This is a genomic window from Cloacibacillus porcorum, assembly GCF_001701045.1.
GTDB classification, from domain to species: Bacteria; Synergistota; Synergistia; order Synergistales; family Synergistaceae; genus Cloacibacillus; species Cloacibacillus porcorum.
Genome location: NZ_CP016757.1, coordinates 701,843 through 718,950, shown reverse-complemented (window position 1 = coordinate 718,950; position 17,108 = coordinate 701,843). Strand labels below are relative to the sequence as shown.

Below are 17,108 nucleotides of genomic sequence, written 5' to 3'. Positions count from 1 at the left end.
TAACCTTACCCTTCCATCTTCATATCAGCCATATGCCTGTAGAAGCGCCACCTGTCTTTGATGGACTTTTCCTCTTCTTTGAGGAGTATGGCGGCCTCTTCCGGATTGGCTGCTTTGAGGCTCTTGTATCTCACTTCGTTGTAGATGTAGTCTTCAAGCGGCAGCGTCGGGTCTTTGCTGTCTATTATGAGCGGGTTTTTGCCCTCTTTCGCAAGGTCGGGGTTGTAGCGCATTAGCATCCAGTGGCCCGACTCAACGGCCTTTTTCTGCTGGTCCAGTCCCTTGACCATGTCTATGCCGTGCGCTATGCAGTGGCAGTAGGCGATGATTATGGACGGACCTTCGTAGGCCTCAGCCTCTTCAAATACTTTGACGGTGTGCGCGTCGTTGGCTCCCAGCGCCACTTTGCCGACGTAGACGTTGCCGTAGCTCATGGCCATCATGGCAAGGTCTTTTTTGCCCATGCGTTTGCCGGCCGCCGCGAATTTGGCCACCGCACCGCGAGGCGTGGATTTGGAGGCCTGTCCTCCGGTGTTGGAGTAGACTTCGGTGTCAAGCACAAGGATGTTGACGTTTTTGCCGGAGGCGATGACGTGGTCGAGTCCGCCGTAGCCGATGTCGTAGGCCCAGCCGTCTCCTCCCACGCACCAGACTGATTTTTTGGCCAGGTTGTCTATTACGGACTCTAGTTCTTCTGCCTCTTCGGTCCCCATGTAGTGGAGCTGTTCTTTGAGGGTCTCTATTTTGTCCATGACGGCTTTGATTTCTGTGCCGTTGGTCTGGGGCGCCTCAAGTATTTGTTTGACTGTCTCTTCTCCGATGACGGGGGTCATTTTCCGGAGGAGTTCTTCGGCGTATTGTTTGTGTTTGTCTATGGTGAGGCGGAAGCCGAGGCCGAATTCTGCCGCGTCTTCAAAGAGGGAGTTGCTCCACGCAGGGCCTCTGCCGTCGTCGTTGACGCACCACGGGGTGGTGGGCAGGTTGCCTCCGTAGATGGAGGAGCAGCCGGTGGCGTTGGCTATCAGAGCGCGGTCTCCGAAGAGCTGGGAGAGGAGTTTGAGGTAGGGGGTTTCTCCGCAGCCCGCGCAGGCTCCCGAGAATTCAAAGAGCGGACGCAGGAGCTGGACGTCTTTGACTGTCGCGGTGTTGAGTTTGGTTTTGTCCGCCTCGGGCAGTTCGAGGAAGTAGTTCCAGTTTTTGCGCTCTTGTTCGCGCAGGGGCATCTGGGGCTGCATGATGAGCGGACGGTGCGGATCTTCTGGCTTGGTTTTGTTTATGGGGCAGTTGTGCGCGCAGAGCCCGCAGCCGGTGCAGTCTTCGGGGGCTATCTGGACGGTGAAGTCACAGCCTTTGAAGTTGGGGAATTTGGCTTCCGCGTGTTTGAATGCCGCGGGGGCCTCTTTGAGGCATTCTTTGTCGTAGACTTTGGAGCGTATGGCCGCATGGGGGCAGACGAGGACGCATTTGCCGCACTGGATGCAGAGTGAGGGGTCCCATACGGGGATGTCTATGGCGATGTTTCTTTTTTCGTATTGTGTGGTGGCGCTGGGGAAGGTGCCGTCTTCGGGCAGGGCGGAGACGGGAAGGCTGTCTCCCTCCATGACCATCATGGGGCCGAGGACCTGTTTGACGAATTCGGGGGCGTCGTCGGCGACGGGCGGCAGGATGTCGAAGGCCGCGGTGGCTTTTTCGGGCACTTTGACTTCGTAGAGGTTGGCGAGGGTCTCGTCGACGGCTTTGATGTTTTTGTCTACTATGGCCTGTCCTTTTTTGGTGTAGCTTTTGACGATGGAGTTTTTGATGGCCTCTATCGCTTTGTCCTGGGGCAGGATGCCGCTGATGGCGAAGAAGCAGGTCTGCATGATGGTGTTGGTGCGCGAGCCCATGCCGGTCTGTTTCGCTATTTTTACGGCGTCTATGACGTAGAATTTGAGTTTTTTGTCGATTATCTGACGCTGGTAGGTGTAGGGCAGCTTGTCCCAGATCTCTTCGGGGCCGAAGGGGCTGTTGAGGAGGAAGGTGCCGCCGTCTGCCGCGTTTTTGAGGATGTCGAGTTTTTCGAGGAAGCTGTATACGTGGCAGGCGAGGAAGTTGGCTTTGTTTATGAGGTAGCTCGCGTATATGGGGTCGGGACCGAAGCGCAGGTGGCTTACGGTTATGCCGCCGGATTTTTTGGAGTCGTAGCTGTAGTAGCCCTGGGCGTAGAGGTCGGTCTCCTGGCCGATGATTTTGATGGAGTTTTTGTTGGCGCCCACGGTGCCGTCGGAGCCGAGGCCGTAGAAGAGGCAGCGGACTGTTTTGGGGTTTTCGGTGTCGAAGGCGGGGTCGTAGGCGAGGCTGGTGAAGGTGACGTCGTCTTCTATGCCGATGGTGAAGCTGTCTTTGGGGGCGAGTTTTTTGAGTTCGTCGTAGACTCCTTTGACCATGGCCGGGGTGAAGTCTTTGGAGGAGAGTCCGTAGCGGCCTCCGACGACGGTGATGTCTCTGCCTTTTAGGGCCTCTCTTACGTCGGCGCAGAGCGGCTCGCAGATGGCCGCCGGGTCTTTGCAGCGGTCAAGGACGGCTATTCTCTTCACGGTGCCGGGAAGCGCTCCCAGGAAGCGTTTGACGTCGAAGGGACGGAAGAGGCGCACGATGAGCAGGCCGACTTTTTCTCCCTGTTTGACGAGGTGTTCGACGGTCTCACGCGCCACGGCGGCGCCGGAGCCCATGATGACGATGACGCGCTCGGCCTCTTCGGCTCCGTAGTAGTCGAAGAGGTGGTACTGGCGGCCCGTCTCTCTGGCGAATTTGTCCATCGCGCTCTGGAAGATGTCGGGCATGTCGGCGTAGTAGCGGTTGGCTCCCTCTCTGGACTGGAAGAAGACGTCGGGGTTCTGCGCCGTGCCGCGCACGAATGGCGCGTCGGGCGAGAGGCGGCTGTATCTGTGCTCGCGCACAAGCTCGTCGTCTATGCAGGCGCGCATGGTGTCGTAGGAGACCTCTTCTATCTTCATCTCCTCATGGCTGGTGCGGAAGCCGTCGAAGAAGTGAAGTACGGGGACTTTGCCCTCGAGGGTCGCCATCTGCGCGATGAGGGCGTTGTCCATAGACTCCTGGACGGTCGCCGAGCAGAGCATCGCCCAGCCGGTGTTGCGCACCGCCATAACGTCGGAGTGGTCTCCGAAGATGGAGAGCGCGTGGGTCGCCACGCTTCTGGCCGTCACGTGCATTACCGTGCTCGTCAGTTCGCCCGCGATCTTGTACATGTTGGGGATCATGAGAAGCAGCCCCTGCGAGGCGGTGAAGGTGGTGCCAAGGGCTCCCGCCTGCAGCGCTCCGTGGTAGGCTCCCGAGGCTCCCGCCTCGCTCTGCATCTCCTCCACCAGCGGCACCGTGCCCCAGATGTTCGGACGCTCCTCCGCGGACCACTGATCCGACCATTCGCCCATAGGCGACGACGGCGTGATTGGATAGATGGAGATTACTTCGTTAAGGGCGTGCGCGCAGTGCGCCGCTCCCTCGTTACCATCCAGCGTTACCATCTTTTTCTCTGACATGATCTCTTTCCTCCCATTTCATTCCCAACATTTAGGGATGTTTATTCCAATTGTCAACTACGTCTCCAAAACGACATTTTCTTGCCAAAGATATCGTACTTTCTCCGTTTACCTCTTTACACCGCAGAAACGGTATTCTATATCACATCGGTGTAGCGCCCTACATAATATCTCATATCCGAAAAAATATAAACAATCTAGGGATAATTTTCCCTTAAAAATCTTATAATTTACTTAGCGGCAGGTTATTTTCAGGCGGTCCCCCCATAAACATTAGAGGGCGGGAAGAGAGGGAGATTACGGCGGTAAAAATCGCCGGAGAATAAATGCCGGCGGCTGGGGAGAAGCTCAGCCGTCCGCATCCGTTCTCCGGCCTTTGGTCTTATTTCGCGGCGTATACGCCGTCTATCAGCGTTCCGTCGCGGTATTCCACCGCGGCAAGCAGTTTGTCATAGTTGAATTCTATCGGCTCCGGCACTCCCGTCAGTTTTTCCACCTCTTTTTTAAGGGCGGCGATTTCCATTACGGGAAGTTTCGCCTTGAGCGCGGATTCCAGCAGTTCCGGACGGCGCGGGTTGATGCATATTCCCCGCTCCGTCACTATCGCTCCCACGGTCTCGCCCGGCGTCGTGACGGTCGTCACTTTGTCTTTTATCGACGGTACTCCTCCACGGAAGGAGGGGCAGACTATTATCGAGAGTTTCGCCCCAGCCGCCGTGTCCTGGTGACCTCCGGAGGCTCCGCGCAGTACCCCGTCGTTGCCCGTCAGGACGTTGACGTTGAAGTCTGTGTCAACTTCCAGCGCCGCGAGGATCACGCAGTCAAGGTTGTTGACGAGCGCCCCCGCGTTGAAGGGGTTCGCGTACCACGAGGCGTCTATTTCTATGTGGCTCGGGTTGGCAATCATAGACTTAGTCACTACCGCGTCAAAGGACTGGACGTCAAATACTGTCCTGAACATGCCTTTGTCGTGCATCGCCGCCAGGTATCCTCCTACTCCGCCGAGGCCGAAGCTGCCGACTATGCCCTTTTCCGACATGTATTCTTCAAGGTAGACGGCCGCCGCGAGGCTCGCACCGCCTACTCCCATCTGGAAGGAGAAGCCCGGCTCTATTATGCCCGCCGCCTTCATGAGGCGGAAGGAGTCCTGCGCTATGCGCAAATCTACAGGGTTGCGCGTGATGCGCGCCGCGCCGGTGGCGATTTTCGCGGGGTCGCCTATGCTGTCTACGACTACTACCTGGTCGACGAGGTATTGGGGAATTGATATTTTCGGCGACAGCGGGTATTCGACGAGGTTGTCGGTCACCGCGATTACGTGCGCGGCGTTTCTCGCGTCTGTGATCGCGTAGCCGAGGGAGCCGCAGGCGGAGGGGCCGGAGATGCCGTTTATGTTTCCCAGGCAGTCGCAGGCGGGGGCCGCGAGGAAGGCGACGTCTATTTTGATCGAGCCCTCTTCGATGGCGCGCGCGCGGCCGCCGTGGCTGCGGATTACTACGGGGATGTCGACTTCGCCGCTGGAGAGGAGTTTGCCCAATCTGCCGCGGACGCCGGAGGTGTAGAGTTTTCCAATGAGGCCGCTTTTTATGTAGTCCGCCACGCAGTCGTGGGCGTCGGGGATCGAGCTCGGCGCGAAGGTGAGGTTTTTGAAGCCCATCGCCTCTAGCTCCGCCAGTACCATCGGGATGACGGCGTCGCCGTTACGCAGGTGGTGGTGGAAGGATATCGTCATGCCGTCGCAGAGGCCGGACCGTTCGATGGCGGTACGCAGCGAGGGGACGACTTTATTTCTGCTCGGAACCGCGGCCTTGATTGGCGACGCCGGTCTCATCCGGCCGCCGAGCGCCGCTATCGTTGAAAAGGGCGACCGGTAGGGCGCGAAAGAGCCTACCCCCGCTATCTCCGCAGGGACTATTCTGTTAAGAGAGTTTGTCACGTTCTTCATTGTTAAAGTTCTCCTCTCTTTAAGCCATAAAGCTCCGCGAGGGCAAGCAGATGTCTTGACCTCGCAACGACGGGGGCGTCGACCATTTTGTCGTCTACCGAGACGACGCCCTTACCCTCGCGCTCCGCCCTTTCGGCGGCCTCCACGACGCGCTCCGCCTTGCGCAGATCTTTTTCCGCCGGCATAAAGGCCTTATGTATCGTCGCAATCTGGCTCGGATGGATGCAGGCCTTGCCAGTGAAGCCGAGGCCGACTATCTCTTTCGTCTCACGCAGCAGCCCCTCGTTGTCCATTATGTCAGCCCACACCGTATCATATGAATCTACGCCGGCGGCGTGGGCCGCCGCGACGACCCGGCATCTGGCGTAGAATAGCTCGCGCCCCTCTTTCGTTTTTTGAACCCCCATATCCGCGGTAAAGTCCTGGCCTCCGATGGTGAGCGCGCTGACGCGCGGCGAGGCGGAGGCGATGGCGAAGGCCATCTCAAGGCCCAGCGCCGTTTCGATCATCGCGTGGATCTTGACCGAACCGAGGGGCAGGCCGCATCTGTTTTCTATCTCCGTTATTTTTTTATCGGCGAGCAGCACATCCTCGGGACCGTTGCACTTCGGCAGGCGCACGGCCTCTGGGGCGCAGGGGATTATCTCTTCCAGGTCTTTCTCAAAAAACTCGGTATCAGCGCCGTTTATCCTGACGGTCACAAACAGGTCTTTGAAGTCAAATCTCTTTAGAAAGACCGCGACCATCCGGCGCGCCGCGTCCTTTTCCGTGAGCGCGACGGCGTCCTCAAGGTCCAGCAGGATGCTGTCGGCTCCGAAGATCGGCGCGTGCTGTATCATCCCGGGGGAGTCCCCTGGAATATAGAGCATCGAACGGCTGGGCTTCATCACATCGCCTCCTTAGAGGTGTCGGATGTCACAGATTTCCACCACGACGCGAGAGCGATACTGCCCTCATCAGAATCAGGTTCGGCACACGCCGGACGTTCAGGCTCCGACGCGCGTTCCAGCGCCGTTTCCAGACGCGCCCGTATCGTTATTTCGATCGCTCCCTGGTCATGGATGGAGACCTTGACGCCGCCTATATTGTGCTCTTTCAGAACTTCGTCTACAAGCCTCCTGGTCCTATTCGCGAAGATGGCGCTGTTTGCGCCGCCGTATTCAAGCTCGGTGGTCTCCGCGGGGGAGACCGTTACCTGACAATCCGACGATTCCAGCGTACCCGCACTGGCGGTACGGACAATCCTCATAACTGCAAACCACCTTTCGTTACGGTTAAGAGGCGCCTCTAACATAAGCGCGCCTCTGTAATTATATTTTACAGCTTCCCGGCTATCGACTGGAGAAATTCCTCAGTCGTCAGCATCTTCTTATTCGGCACCTCGGAGATGGCGAAGATATCCTTCGTCATTTCGCCGCTCTCAATCGTTTCAATAGAGGCCCTCTCCAGACGTCCGGCGAACTCCTGAAGTGCGGCGTTGCCGTCCAGCTCACCGCGCTTGCGGAGCGCGCCGCTCCAGGCGAAGATGGTCGCCATGGGATTCGTCGAGGTCGTCTTTCCCTCCAGATGCTGGTAGTAATGGCGCGTCACCGTACCGTGGGCCGCCTCGTATTCGTAGACGCCATCCGGCGATACAAGCACGGAGGTCATCATCGCGAGGCTTCCGAAGGCGGTGGCCACCATGTCGGACATCACGTCTCCGTCATAGTTTTTGCAGGCCCAGATAAAGCCGCCCTCGGAGCGGACGACGCGCGCCACGGCGTCGTCTATCAGCGTATAGAAGTACGTGATACCCGCCTTTTCAAATTCGGCGCGGAACTCTTTTTCATAGATATCCTCAAAGATCAGCTTGAAGGTCTGGTCGTATTTCTTGGAGATGGTGTCTTTTGTCGAGAACCAGAGATCCTGCCCGGTATCCAGTGCGTATTTAAAGCAGGCGCGCGCAAAGCTGGAGATTGATTTTTCAAGGTTGTGCATCCCCATCGCCACGCCGGGGCCCTTATATTCAAAAACCGTCTCCTCCTGGCGCTTGCCGGCATCGCCGTCCGCTGGCTCGAAGATCATCTTCAGCGTTCCGGCGCAGGGGATGTTCATCTCGACATCCTTATATATATCGCCGTAGGCATGGCGGGCGATGGTGATGGGCCTCTTCCAGGTGCTGACGGTGGGGCGTACGCCCTTCACCATGATCGGCGCGCGGAATACCGTGCCGTCAAGGAGCGCCCGGATCGTCCCGTTCGGGCTCTTCCACTGCTTTTTAAGGCCGTACTCCTCCACACGCTGCGCGTTGGGGGTGATGGTCGCGCACTTGACGGCGACGCCGTATTTTTTCGTCGCCTCGGCGGAGTCCACCGTCACCTGGTCGTCCGTCTCGTCGCGGTGTTTGAGGCCGAGGTCGTAATATTCCGTCTTCAGCTCCACATGGGGCAGGATGAGAGTCTCCTTTATCTGCCGCCAGATGATCCTTGTCATTTCGTCGCCGTCCATCTCCACGAGGGGAGTGGTCATTTGAATCTTTGCCATGTGATTGAGTCCCTCTGCTTTCCTTCTATATTAATTATTTATGCGTCTATTTGTTTTCGTTCGCGTAAAAATTCATAAGACAGCCGGCAAGGATTATCGCCCTGTCGTCTTTCGTAAGCCCCGGCATTTTGAGGCTTATCTTTTTGCCTTCGCCGCCGGGGCCGATAAGCCGCGCCCCGACCTCCTCCGCTCCGCTCTCTATCGCGGCGCGGATATCGAGGATGAGGAGCCATTCGCCGGCCTTAAACTTATCGCGGTCGGCGCTGTCGGTGATAAAGGGGATCATTCCCCAATTTATAAGGTTGCTGCGGTAACGCTTCGTCGCGTATTCCTCGGCGAAGTTGGCCTGTCCGCCCAGCACCCTCTGCGAAGAGGCGGCCTGCTCGCGCGCCGAACCGTCGCCCGGCTTTACGGCGAAGATGACGCTGCCGATGGCGGTCTGCGCCGCAGAATCGGCCATGCCGGCGGAGACAAGCAGTTTTTCCGCCTCGCCTCTGACGGGTACGCCCCCCTCGACGGCCGCGCGGCGGTCGTCTTCCAGAGCTTGGGCGGCTTTGGCGCGCCCCACATAAAGCGGATCTTTGCGCGAGAGGGCGAACTCCGCAAGTTTAAGCGGGTTGGAACGCAGAGAAGAGGTCTCTCCCGATGGTATCAGCTCGTCGGTGGTCGTCACGGGGTCGGTGATGACGGAGGCCATCTTCAGCAGAAGGTTATCCGCCAGAGGATAGACCTTCGGCCAGGGCCTGATATTCGGCCCGTAGATAAGCTCCTGGCTGTCGTCTGCTTTGCCAAAACCGTGATAGACCTTCTTTTCATAGAGATCGCCGCGGAACTTATAGGGTTCGTCGTGAAGCAGTTCCCCATAACGCTCAGCCGAGGTCAGCACGCCGCCGTTGGCCGCGGTGGCGGCGATAGAGCGCGCGTCCATCAGCGCGACGGAGGAAATCTGTCCCTCTCCAGGCTTTGAACCCTCGCGGTTAGGGAAGTTCCTCGTCGTATGGCGGATGCTGAATCCGTGGTTTGACGGCGTATCGCCCGCGCCGAAACAGGGGCCGCAGAAGGCCGTCTTCACGACGGCGCCCGCCTCCATAAGGGCGCCGACAGAACCGTTGCCGATGAGCTCAAGCATCGCCGGCTGGCTGCCGGGATAGACGCTGAGCGAAAATTCGCCGTTTCCGACGCTGCCTCCGCGCAAAATCTGCGCCGCAGCGACGACATTGTCGAAGGTCCCGCCTGAGCAGCCGGCGATGATCCCCTGATCCACGCGAATCTTTCCCTCCTTGGATATCTTTTCGGTGAGGTTGAGCTTCAGCTCCGGATTCTCCAGCTTGCTGCGGGCGTCCTCCTCCACCCGCTTCAATATCTCATAGGGGTTCGCGTTGAGCTCCTCTATCGTATAGACGTTGCTGGGATGGAAGGGAAGGGCGATCATCGGCTTTACCTTGTCGAGCTCCACCACGATGGCCGCGTCATACCAGGCGGCGGCGGCAGGCTCGAGCCGCTTGTAAGCCTCCGGGCGTCCGTGAATATGAAAATATTCCTCGACCCTCTCATCGGTGCGCCAGACGGAGGTCCAGCAGGCCGTCTCCGTAGTCATCACGTCGATGCCGCTGCGGAACTCCACCGGAAGGTTCGAGACACCGGGACCGACAAATTCCATCACCTTGTTCTTTACAAAACCGTTTTTGAAGACCGCACCGATGATCGCCAGCGCGACGTCCTGCGGGCCGATTCCGGGACGCGGGGCGCCGGTGAGATATACGGCGACGACGTCGGCGCGCGGAAAATCATAGGTGCGCCCGACAAGCTGTTTCACAAGCTCCGGGCCACCCTCGCCGACGCCCATCGTCCCCAGGGCACCGTAACGCGTATGGCTGTCCGAGCCGAGGATCATCCGTCCGCAGCCGGACATCATCTCCCGTACATAGGAATGGATGACCGCCAGATGCGCGGGGACAAACTCTCCGCCGTACCTCTTCGCGGCCGAGAGGCCGAAAAGATGATCGTCCTCGTTGATCGTCCCGCCGACGGCGCAGAGCGAATTATGGCAGTTAGTCATGACATAGGGGATCGGGAAGCGCTTCATGCCGCTGGCGATTGCGGTCTGGATGATGCCCACATAGGTGATGTCATGCGAGGCGAGGCTGTCAAAGCGTATGCGATAATTATTCTTCGTGCCGGAGACGTTATGCGCCGCGATAATATTGGCCGCGATCGTCCCTCCGGCGGCGCTCTCCCTGTCCTCCGGCAGCCGTTCCAGAGGCTTCATCCCCGCAGCCTGAATCTCCTCGTTGACCGCAGTGAGCCCCTTTTTCTCAACATCCTCCACCAACGCGTTTCCGTTAAACAGATAGACACCCTTTTCAATCAGCCTGATCAAATCCTCATCCTCTTTTCTTTTTGTTTTTCTAATATTTTCAGAATTTATAGTAAAATTTAAAATATAGTTATCTTATATTCTCTTTAGGACATTTAACTCAGCAGATACAACATTGTCCCTTACAACTAAAAGTCCACTCTAATGACAGTAAAATATACTGCAGTAAATATTTATTATTTACTTTTATTGGTTATATTATTTTATTGTCAAGTTACAAGACCAACAGATGCCAGCAAGCGGAGGGTAAAAAAAATGCCGCCTGCAAAGAAAAACACCGCACAGACAACATCACATGGCCGCCGTACAATCTAAAGACGATGGCTCACGAAACAATATCCGCCCGCGCAGATTTATCCCTCGACGGTGTAAGCAGGTCTCCTGGCTTCCATTCATCCTAATTTCGCATCTTCCCAGACAGACGTCCAGTGATCCCGCGATTTCGTCATGGCAACAGTGGCGGGGCCGCTTTGGTTTTTAACCAAATTCCCTTGCTTTTACACCGCTATTTTTGTTAACGTCACTATATCCTCATGTTTTATAAATGTCAAGTTATTTTTCTGCATCAGCTACATATTTTCACAGTTGACAACAAAATGACACAATATAATAAATTATTGTTTCATTTGGAAAATTGGATACTTTTACAGAACTACTTCAACACCAGCGTATCAAACAAAAGGACTCCCGCAGTTAGAAGCCGCCATAATAACGTACCCAACAAACACACCATCACAAAAAGCAAAGGCACCTACAATTAAAGAGGTACCTTTGCAATAATAAATTTGATATAAAAAATGGGATGTATTTTTTAAATATACAACACCCTATTCCCAGGGAACAATTTTACCGGGATTGAGTATATTGTTTGGATCGAAGGCAAGTTTTACCCTGCGTATCAAATCTATTTGAGCATCATCAAGAAATTGCGAAATATACGCGGCACGCTTCAACCCCACGCCATGTTCTCCCGTGAGCGTCCCCTCAAGCTTTATAACGATCGTGTAGAGCTTTTGCCGCACGTCCCCAATAATCTCGCGCCATCCAGGGGTTTCCCCCTCCAGATATAACGTTACATGCATATTACCGTCGCCAAGATGACCATAAGCAGCATATTTCACACCCGCACCGTGACATATGTCATCCAACTCCCGCATAAAATCTGCAACAGCGCTTGCAGGAATGACGACATCCTCATTTGACACCTGAATTGGAGCATGTGCCCATACAGCTTCAGCAACACTTTTACGCCCTTTCCACAGCTTATCCTTCACCGTTCTGTTATCCGCAACGAATACCTCCAAAGCCCCCTGCTTTAGACATATATCCCCTATTTTCTCAATTTCATCAGCAAGACGCTCTCTTTCATTTCCCTCATACTGTAATATCAAATGCGCATCAGCTTCGTTCGAAAATGGAAATTTTGTCCGTAGATATTCCTCTGTAAGCAACATCGACTGCTTATCGATAAATTCTATAGAACTGGGGATACTCTTGCCCTCTGTCATTATCGCAGGGACCGCTTTTATTGCGCTCTTGACATCTGCAAAAGGGACCAAAAGGTCTACAACAAAAGATGAGCTGGGCAAAAGTCTAAGTATTATCTTTGTAACAATCCCAAGGGTACCCTCCGACCCTACCATCAGATGAACGAAATCATATCCTGTCACATCTTTTCTTCTTTTGCCCCCAAACCATGTAACGGATCCGTCCGGCAACACAACTTCCATACCTAGTACATGATTACCTGTTGGACCATACTTTACAACCTTATTGCCGCCGGCATTTTCCGCCACGTTACCACCGATAAAAGAGGCATCACCGCTGCACGGGTCACCGGCATAGAGCAGACCATGGTCGGCAGCTGCTTTGTTTATCTCAGCAGTAACTACTCCTGGTTCAACGGTAATCGTCAGGTTCTCCATATCGAACTCCAATATTTTATTCATGCGTTCCAAAGAAAGTTCTATGCCACAAAATGCGGGCACAGCACCCCCTGATAATCCTGTACCAGCCCCTCTCGGAGTAACAGGAATCTTTTTATCATTCGCATACCTCATAAGATCAGATATCTGTTCCGTATTTTCGGCAAAACATACCACATCAGCAGTATATTCTTTATCCCACAAATGTAGCGCAACTTCATCCTTTGAATATGCCGTAACCTTTTCCCTATCTACAGACACTCCTGATGGACCAAAAATTTCAACTAGATCGCGTACCGTTGTCTGAGTAACACGCGCAAAATCAAATTTGGCAGTCATCATATCAGATAACCTCCCGCCTAATCCTATTTATCAATACAGGGACGATATCTTTGAAATCTCCACATAGAGCAACATCCGCTATTTGAAAAATAGGCGCTTCTGGATCTTTATTGATAGCAATAATCTTCTGTGCCGTCTGCATTCCGGCAAGATGCTGTATGGCACCTGATATGCCTATAGCAAAATAACATTTGGGAGACACCACCCTGCCTGAAAGTCCTATTTGATGGGGATATCCTATCCATTTTGCTTCAACCGTAGGCCGAGAAGCCCCTACCCCTCCACCAAGAAGCTCCGCAAGTTCGTGCAGCATATTAAAATTTTCCGCTTTCCTGAGCCCCTTACCACCAGAGACAATCACATCTTTATCCTGCACGTTGGACACCGTTTCAGAGGCATATTCCTTACCAATAACTTCTATACGACTCTCCAGTAAGGATGGCGGGATATCAAGAAAAATAATTTCACCATTACCATCCACATGTTTTTCAGGCATACGAAAAGTTTTAGGCCGAACGGTCGCCATTTGAGGCACATGATTGGGTGTCTTTATTGTAGCCATCACATTTCCGCCTATTGCCGGCCTGGTTTGCAGCAGCAGACCACTTCCATCCTCTATATCAAGACTGGTACAATCCGCAGTCAGTCCAGTATGCAGCATAGCAGCGACAGATGGAAGATATGTTCGTCCTGAGGTTGTAGCAGGAGCAAGGATTACCTCAGGTAGGTACTTTTCAACAACATAAGATAAAATCTTCGCGGTAATCTCCTGATTAAAATATTCTAATTTATCATGCGAAGCCACAATCACGCGTTCCGCGCCGAAACAGAACAGCTCTTCCGGCATATCGTCCAACTGTCCGCATATCAGAAGACACGTTACCCTGGTCGCCATTTTACCAGCAATTTCACGCGCTTTTCCAAGCAATTCTTTGGTAACAGAATGGATCTTATTTTGACGAATTTCACCACAAACAAGAATACCGTCGACGCAACTTTTATCTCTCAACATGATACCACTCCTAAAGTATGGCCAATTCCTTAAGAACTTTCATGACATGCTCAATACCGTGTTCTATATCCTTGCCACAATAAAATTCCGTATGTCGCGTAATCTTTGGATGTTCGATTTTTACAACTCTGGTAGGAGAACCCGCAAGCCCAACCTCTTCACTGGAAAGGTCGATATCTGCCGCAGATATAACACTGATATCGGACCTTCGAGCCCGTTTCTTACCACTCAAGGTAGGCATAGCAGGATCGTTTATATCACTTAGTACCGTAATAAGAGCAGGAAGATAAAGCCTTTGTGTCTCAATGCCATCTTCTACCGTACGCTTTACCGTCACAAACATATCGTCTATATCCATGAAACTCACATACGTCGCACATGGAATATCCAGCATAGCGGCAATTTCCGGGCCAACTTGTCCCGTCTCACCGTCTGTTGCTTTTTCCCCGGCTAGAATAATATCGTAAGGGCCTGTTTTTATAATAGTAACAGCCAAAGCAAGAGCGGTAGCCCAACTGTCTGCTCCAGCAAAAAACCTGTCAGAAACGAGATATGCATTGTCAGCGCCAAGAGCAAGAGCCTCTCTTAAAGCAATATCCGCCTGTTTAGGCCCCATCGAAATAACAGAGATATCCGCTCCGCATTTTTTTTTCACATCAAGCGCTGCCTGCAGCGCATTCAGGTCAAGTGGGTTGACAATATTTCCACTTCCCTCTCTGATCATTGTTCCCTTATCTGGGTCCATTTTTATTTCGTCAGAATCTGGGACCTGTTTTATCAAAACCGCTATTCTCATAAATCCCCCTCCATAATATATAAATATTTTTTAACTTTCATAAGAATATGAATCCATGCAGATGTATTATTTTGTAAATTTCTATATTTTGTATCCAAAACATAGAATACCATATTTTCTATCAGTGTCAATCTTTATAGTTTTTATAATTTTCATTAACACCCTAATTAACCTGCATAAACAATAGATATAATAATATTTTTTGCCAATATATTATAAAAGCAACAAAGATTTTTATAATATTTTTGGACACAAAGTATTGACAATAAAAAAATGTATGATAGTCTTATAAAAAATAAACAATAAAGCGGATGGAGGGGAAATTTTATGCAAAATTTAATTACAGCCCTAATCAAGCAACAAGCAGGTATGTCGATAGAGATTTGCCGCGAATTGATAAAATGCCCCTCCGAAGATCCCGCCGGCGACACACGCGCGGTAGCGTCATACATACAAAAATTCTTCACAAAACATGGTATAGAGAATAACGTTATCTCCCCGCACCCTGAGAAGCCAAACGTTGTAGCTACGATCAGAGGGTCACGCAGTGGAAAACACCTTATATTCAACGGGCATATTGATACCTTTCCCGTAGGTGATATATCTAAATGGAGCGTTGATCCATTTAGCGGAGAAATTAAAGATGGGAAACTATACGGAAGGGGTGCCGCCGACATGAAGGGTGGCATCGCAGCCAGCATGACGGCGGCACTTATTTTAAACCAGTTAAAAGATACGCTGCCTGGAAAGATTTCATTTACCTGTGTATCTGACGAAGAGGTTAACGGTCCATGGGGAACAAATTATCTGCTGAAACACTATCCTGAATTGTACGGTGATGCGTTGATAAACGGAGAGCCATCTTCCGTAGAACATATCAGAATCGGAGAAAAAGGGATCTTCCAGGCCCGGATAACGGTGAACACTGCCGGCGGACACGGAGCCTACTCTGGGCTAAAAACAAACGCGATCACCGACATGGTGTATATTTTAGAATCGTTGCTATCTTTCGAAAACGAGGCACCGGAAATAGATAAAGAGGTCCGGTTATTTATGGAAAGAGCAAGAACTTCCTACGATAGGGTCCTGTGCGAAGGGGCTATGGACAAAGCTCTTAGGCCTACACTCAATATTGGAACTATAACAGGCGGAATCATGGTCAATATGGTGCCAGAACGTTGTCAGGCAGAGATTGACTTCCGTTTTCCACCAGGGGTGACATGCCGTTTTGTTGAAAAATGGCTGGACGATAAAATAAGAAAACATTCAAACTCAGACTATAAAATCATCAAAAGCAGCGACGCTCATATTACCTCCGTGGAAGAACCGCTTGTTAAAATTGCAAAAGCGACTGCCTGCGAGGTATGCGCCCATCCTGTATTTGAAAACTATAGCCTTGGAGGCACGGAGGCAGTTTTATGGAGAGCAAAAGGTATCCCAGCCATAACATACGGACCGAATCATCACAATATGGGGTCGCCGGATGAATATATTATGGCCGAAGAACTTCCTCTTGTTTCTAAAGTACATGCAATGACCGCGTGGCGTTATTTAACCTATCAAAATAATTGATCAGGAGGCGTGACATGGGACCTTTTAATAATAGCAGTCAGTATTATCATATGGTACTTTCCCAAATGACACCAAAAGCGGAACCTGCCTTTCATGAACATGAAGAGCAGCTACGGGTATGGGGATCTCAATGGGGGGTAAAAAATGACGTTGACCAAATTAGGACAATATTGGTCCATCGTCCCGGAAAAGAGCTTGGTGTAATTACTGAGGATAAATATGATCCTCAGATAGAAGCCCTTATCGACAAAGAAAACCAATGGTACTTCCGCTCAGACAAAGCCCCCGACATCGCAGCTATGCAGGAAGAGCATGACGCGCTGATACGAACCCTTGAAGCAGAGGATATCAAAGTAGTATATATGGATGGGAGTCCGACCGACCCTGACGCGATAAACGTGCGGGATAACGGCATCGTGATAAATGGAGGTATCATCATCACGAGGATGGGTATCGTAGGGGAAAAATATGGCACTGGACGCCGAGGCGAAGAGGCGTATGTTACCCGTACCGTGGCAAATATTGGCATGCCCATACTGCACACTATTCAAGGAAACGGATTGATGGAGGGAGGCAGTTTTTGTCTTTTGGATGAAAAACACGCCGCCATCGGCCTAAGCTATAGAGGAAACAAGGCAGCGGCGGAGCAAGTCCGGCAGGTGCTGGCAATACAGAATATAGAACTAGTTGAAGTACCTTTAACTGGATTCAGTCTGCATTTGGACGGTGCGATTGTCATGGTGGACCACGACAAAGCGTTGGTCAACGTTGAAAGACTGCCCTTCTGGTTCCTCGACTATCTGAAAAAGCTTGGAATAAAGCCTATTTTCACCGATTACCGCGACGGTACGTTAGGAATAAACTGCCTCGCCACCAGACCAGGCAGGGTCCTCGCATACGATGACGCGCCATGGACGGCGGAATGTCTATACAAAAACGGCGTTGATGTCATTCCTCTTAAGTACATTGAATGCAGAAAAAAGGGAGGAGGTATTCACTGCGGTACACTGCCACTTATCAGGAATGAAAAATAGTTATATACCTCAATTTTTTGTAATATTACGCTCATAATTTAAT

General features: G+C 52.3%; 11 protein-coding genes and 1 riboswitch. Of the genes, 2 read left to right on the top strand and 9 right to left on the bottom strand.

Annotation, left to right across the window (positions count from 1 at the left end):
* Positions 1-5 precede the first annotated feature (5 nt).
* From nifJ to BED41_RS03170, 9 genes are all read right to left on the bottom strand, one after another.
* Complete coding sequence (nifJ, locus tag BED41_RS03210) at positions 6-3,539, bottom strand: pyruvate:ferredoxin (flavodoxin) oxidoreductase (RefSeq protein WP_066741637.1); 3,534 nt, start codon at positions 3,537-3,539, stop codon at positions 6-8.
* Between the two features lie 382 nt (positions 3,540-3,921).
* Positions 3,922-5,484 carry a citrate lyase subunit alpha gene (citF, locus tag BED41_RS03205; protein WP_066743035.1) on the bottom strand — a complete coding sequence of 521 codons (1,563 nt, stop codon included), beginning with the start codon at positions 5,482-5,484 and terminating at the stop codon, positions 3,922-3,924.
* 2 nt (positions 5,485-5,486) lie between these two features.
* Positions 5,487-6,371, bottom strand: a complete 885-nt coding sequence (locus BED41_RS03200; protein ID WP_066743032.1) for an HpcH/HpaI aldolase/citrate lyase family protein — start codon at positions 6,369-6,371, stop codon at positions 5,487-5,489.
* Positions 6,371-6,733: a citrate lyase acyl carrier protein gene (gene citD, locus BED41_RS03195; protein WP_084002546.1), complete on the bottom strand. Its 363-nt coding sequence runs from the start codon at positions 6,731-6,733 to the stop codon at positions 6,371-6,373. The genes BED41_RS03200 and citD overlap by 1 nt, the downstream gene beginning before the upstream one ends.
* Positions 6,734-6,801: 68 nt before the next feature.
* Entirely contained in the window at positions 6,802-8,007 is a 1,206-nt protein-coding gene (locus tag BED41_RS03190; RefSeq protein ID WP_066743026.1) for an NADP-dependent isocitrate dehydrogenase, read from the bottom strand.
* A 46-nt stretch (positions 8,008-8,053) separates the two neighbouring features.
* Positions 8,054-10,387, bottom strand: a complete 2,334-nt coding sequence (locus BED41_RS03185; RefSeq protein WP_066743019.1) for a hydratase — start codon at positions 10,385-10,387, stop codon at positions 8,054-8,056.
* 350 nt (positions 10,388-10,737) lie between these two features.
* A riboswitch (cobalamin riboswitch) is annotated at positions 10,738-10,927 on the bottom strand.
* A gap of 284 nt (positions 10,928-11,211) precedes the next feature.
* Positions 11,212-12,651: an FAD-binding oxidoreductase gene (locus BED41_RS03180; RefSeq protein WP_229712383.1), complete on the bottom strand. Its 1,440-nt coding sequence runs from the start codon at positions 12,649-12,651 to the stop codon at positions 11,212-11,214.
* Between the two features lies 1 nt (position 12,652).
* Complete coding sequence (locus BED41_RS03175; RefSeq protein ID WP_066743017.1) at positions 12,653-13,663, bottom strand: electron transfer flavoprotein subunit alpha/FixB family protein; 1,011 nt, start codon at positions 13,661-13,663, stop codon at positions 12,653-12,655.
* 10 nt (positions 13,664-13,673) lie between these two features.
* The gene (locus BED41_RS03170) at positions 13,674-14,459 is read right to left on the bottom strand and encodes an electron transfer flavoprotein subunit beta/FixA family protein (protein WP_066743016.1); all 786 of its coding nucleotides are present in this window, start codon (positions 14,457-14,459) and stop codon (positions 13,674-13,676) included.
* Positions 14,460-14,786: 327 nt separating this feature from the next.
* Here BED41_RS03170 and BED41_RS03165 point away from each other — a divergent pair, with 327 nt between their 5' ends.
* Together BED41_RS03165 and BED41_RS03160 are read left to right on the top strand one after the other, a co-directional pair.
* Positions 14,787-16,031 carry a M20 family metallopeptidase gene (locus BED41_RS03165; RefSeq protein WP_066743014.1) on the top strand — a complete coding sequence of 415 codons (1,245 nt, stop codon included), beginning with the start codon at positions 14,787-14,789 and terminating at the stop codon, positions 16,029-16,031.
* 14 nt (positions 16,032-16,045) lie between these two features.
* Positions 16,046-17,065, top strand: coding sequence for a dimethylarginine dimethylaminohydrolase family protein (locus tag BED41_RS03160; RefSeq protein ID WP_084002224.1), 1,020 nt, complete (start codon positions 16,046-16,048; stop codon positions 17,063-17,065).
* The last annotated feature ends 43 nt before the right edge of the window (positions 17,066-17,108 follow it).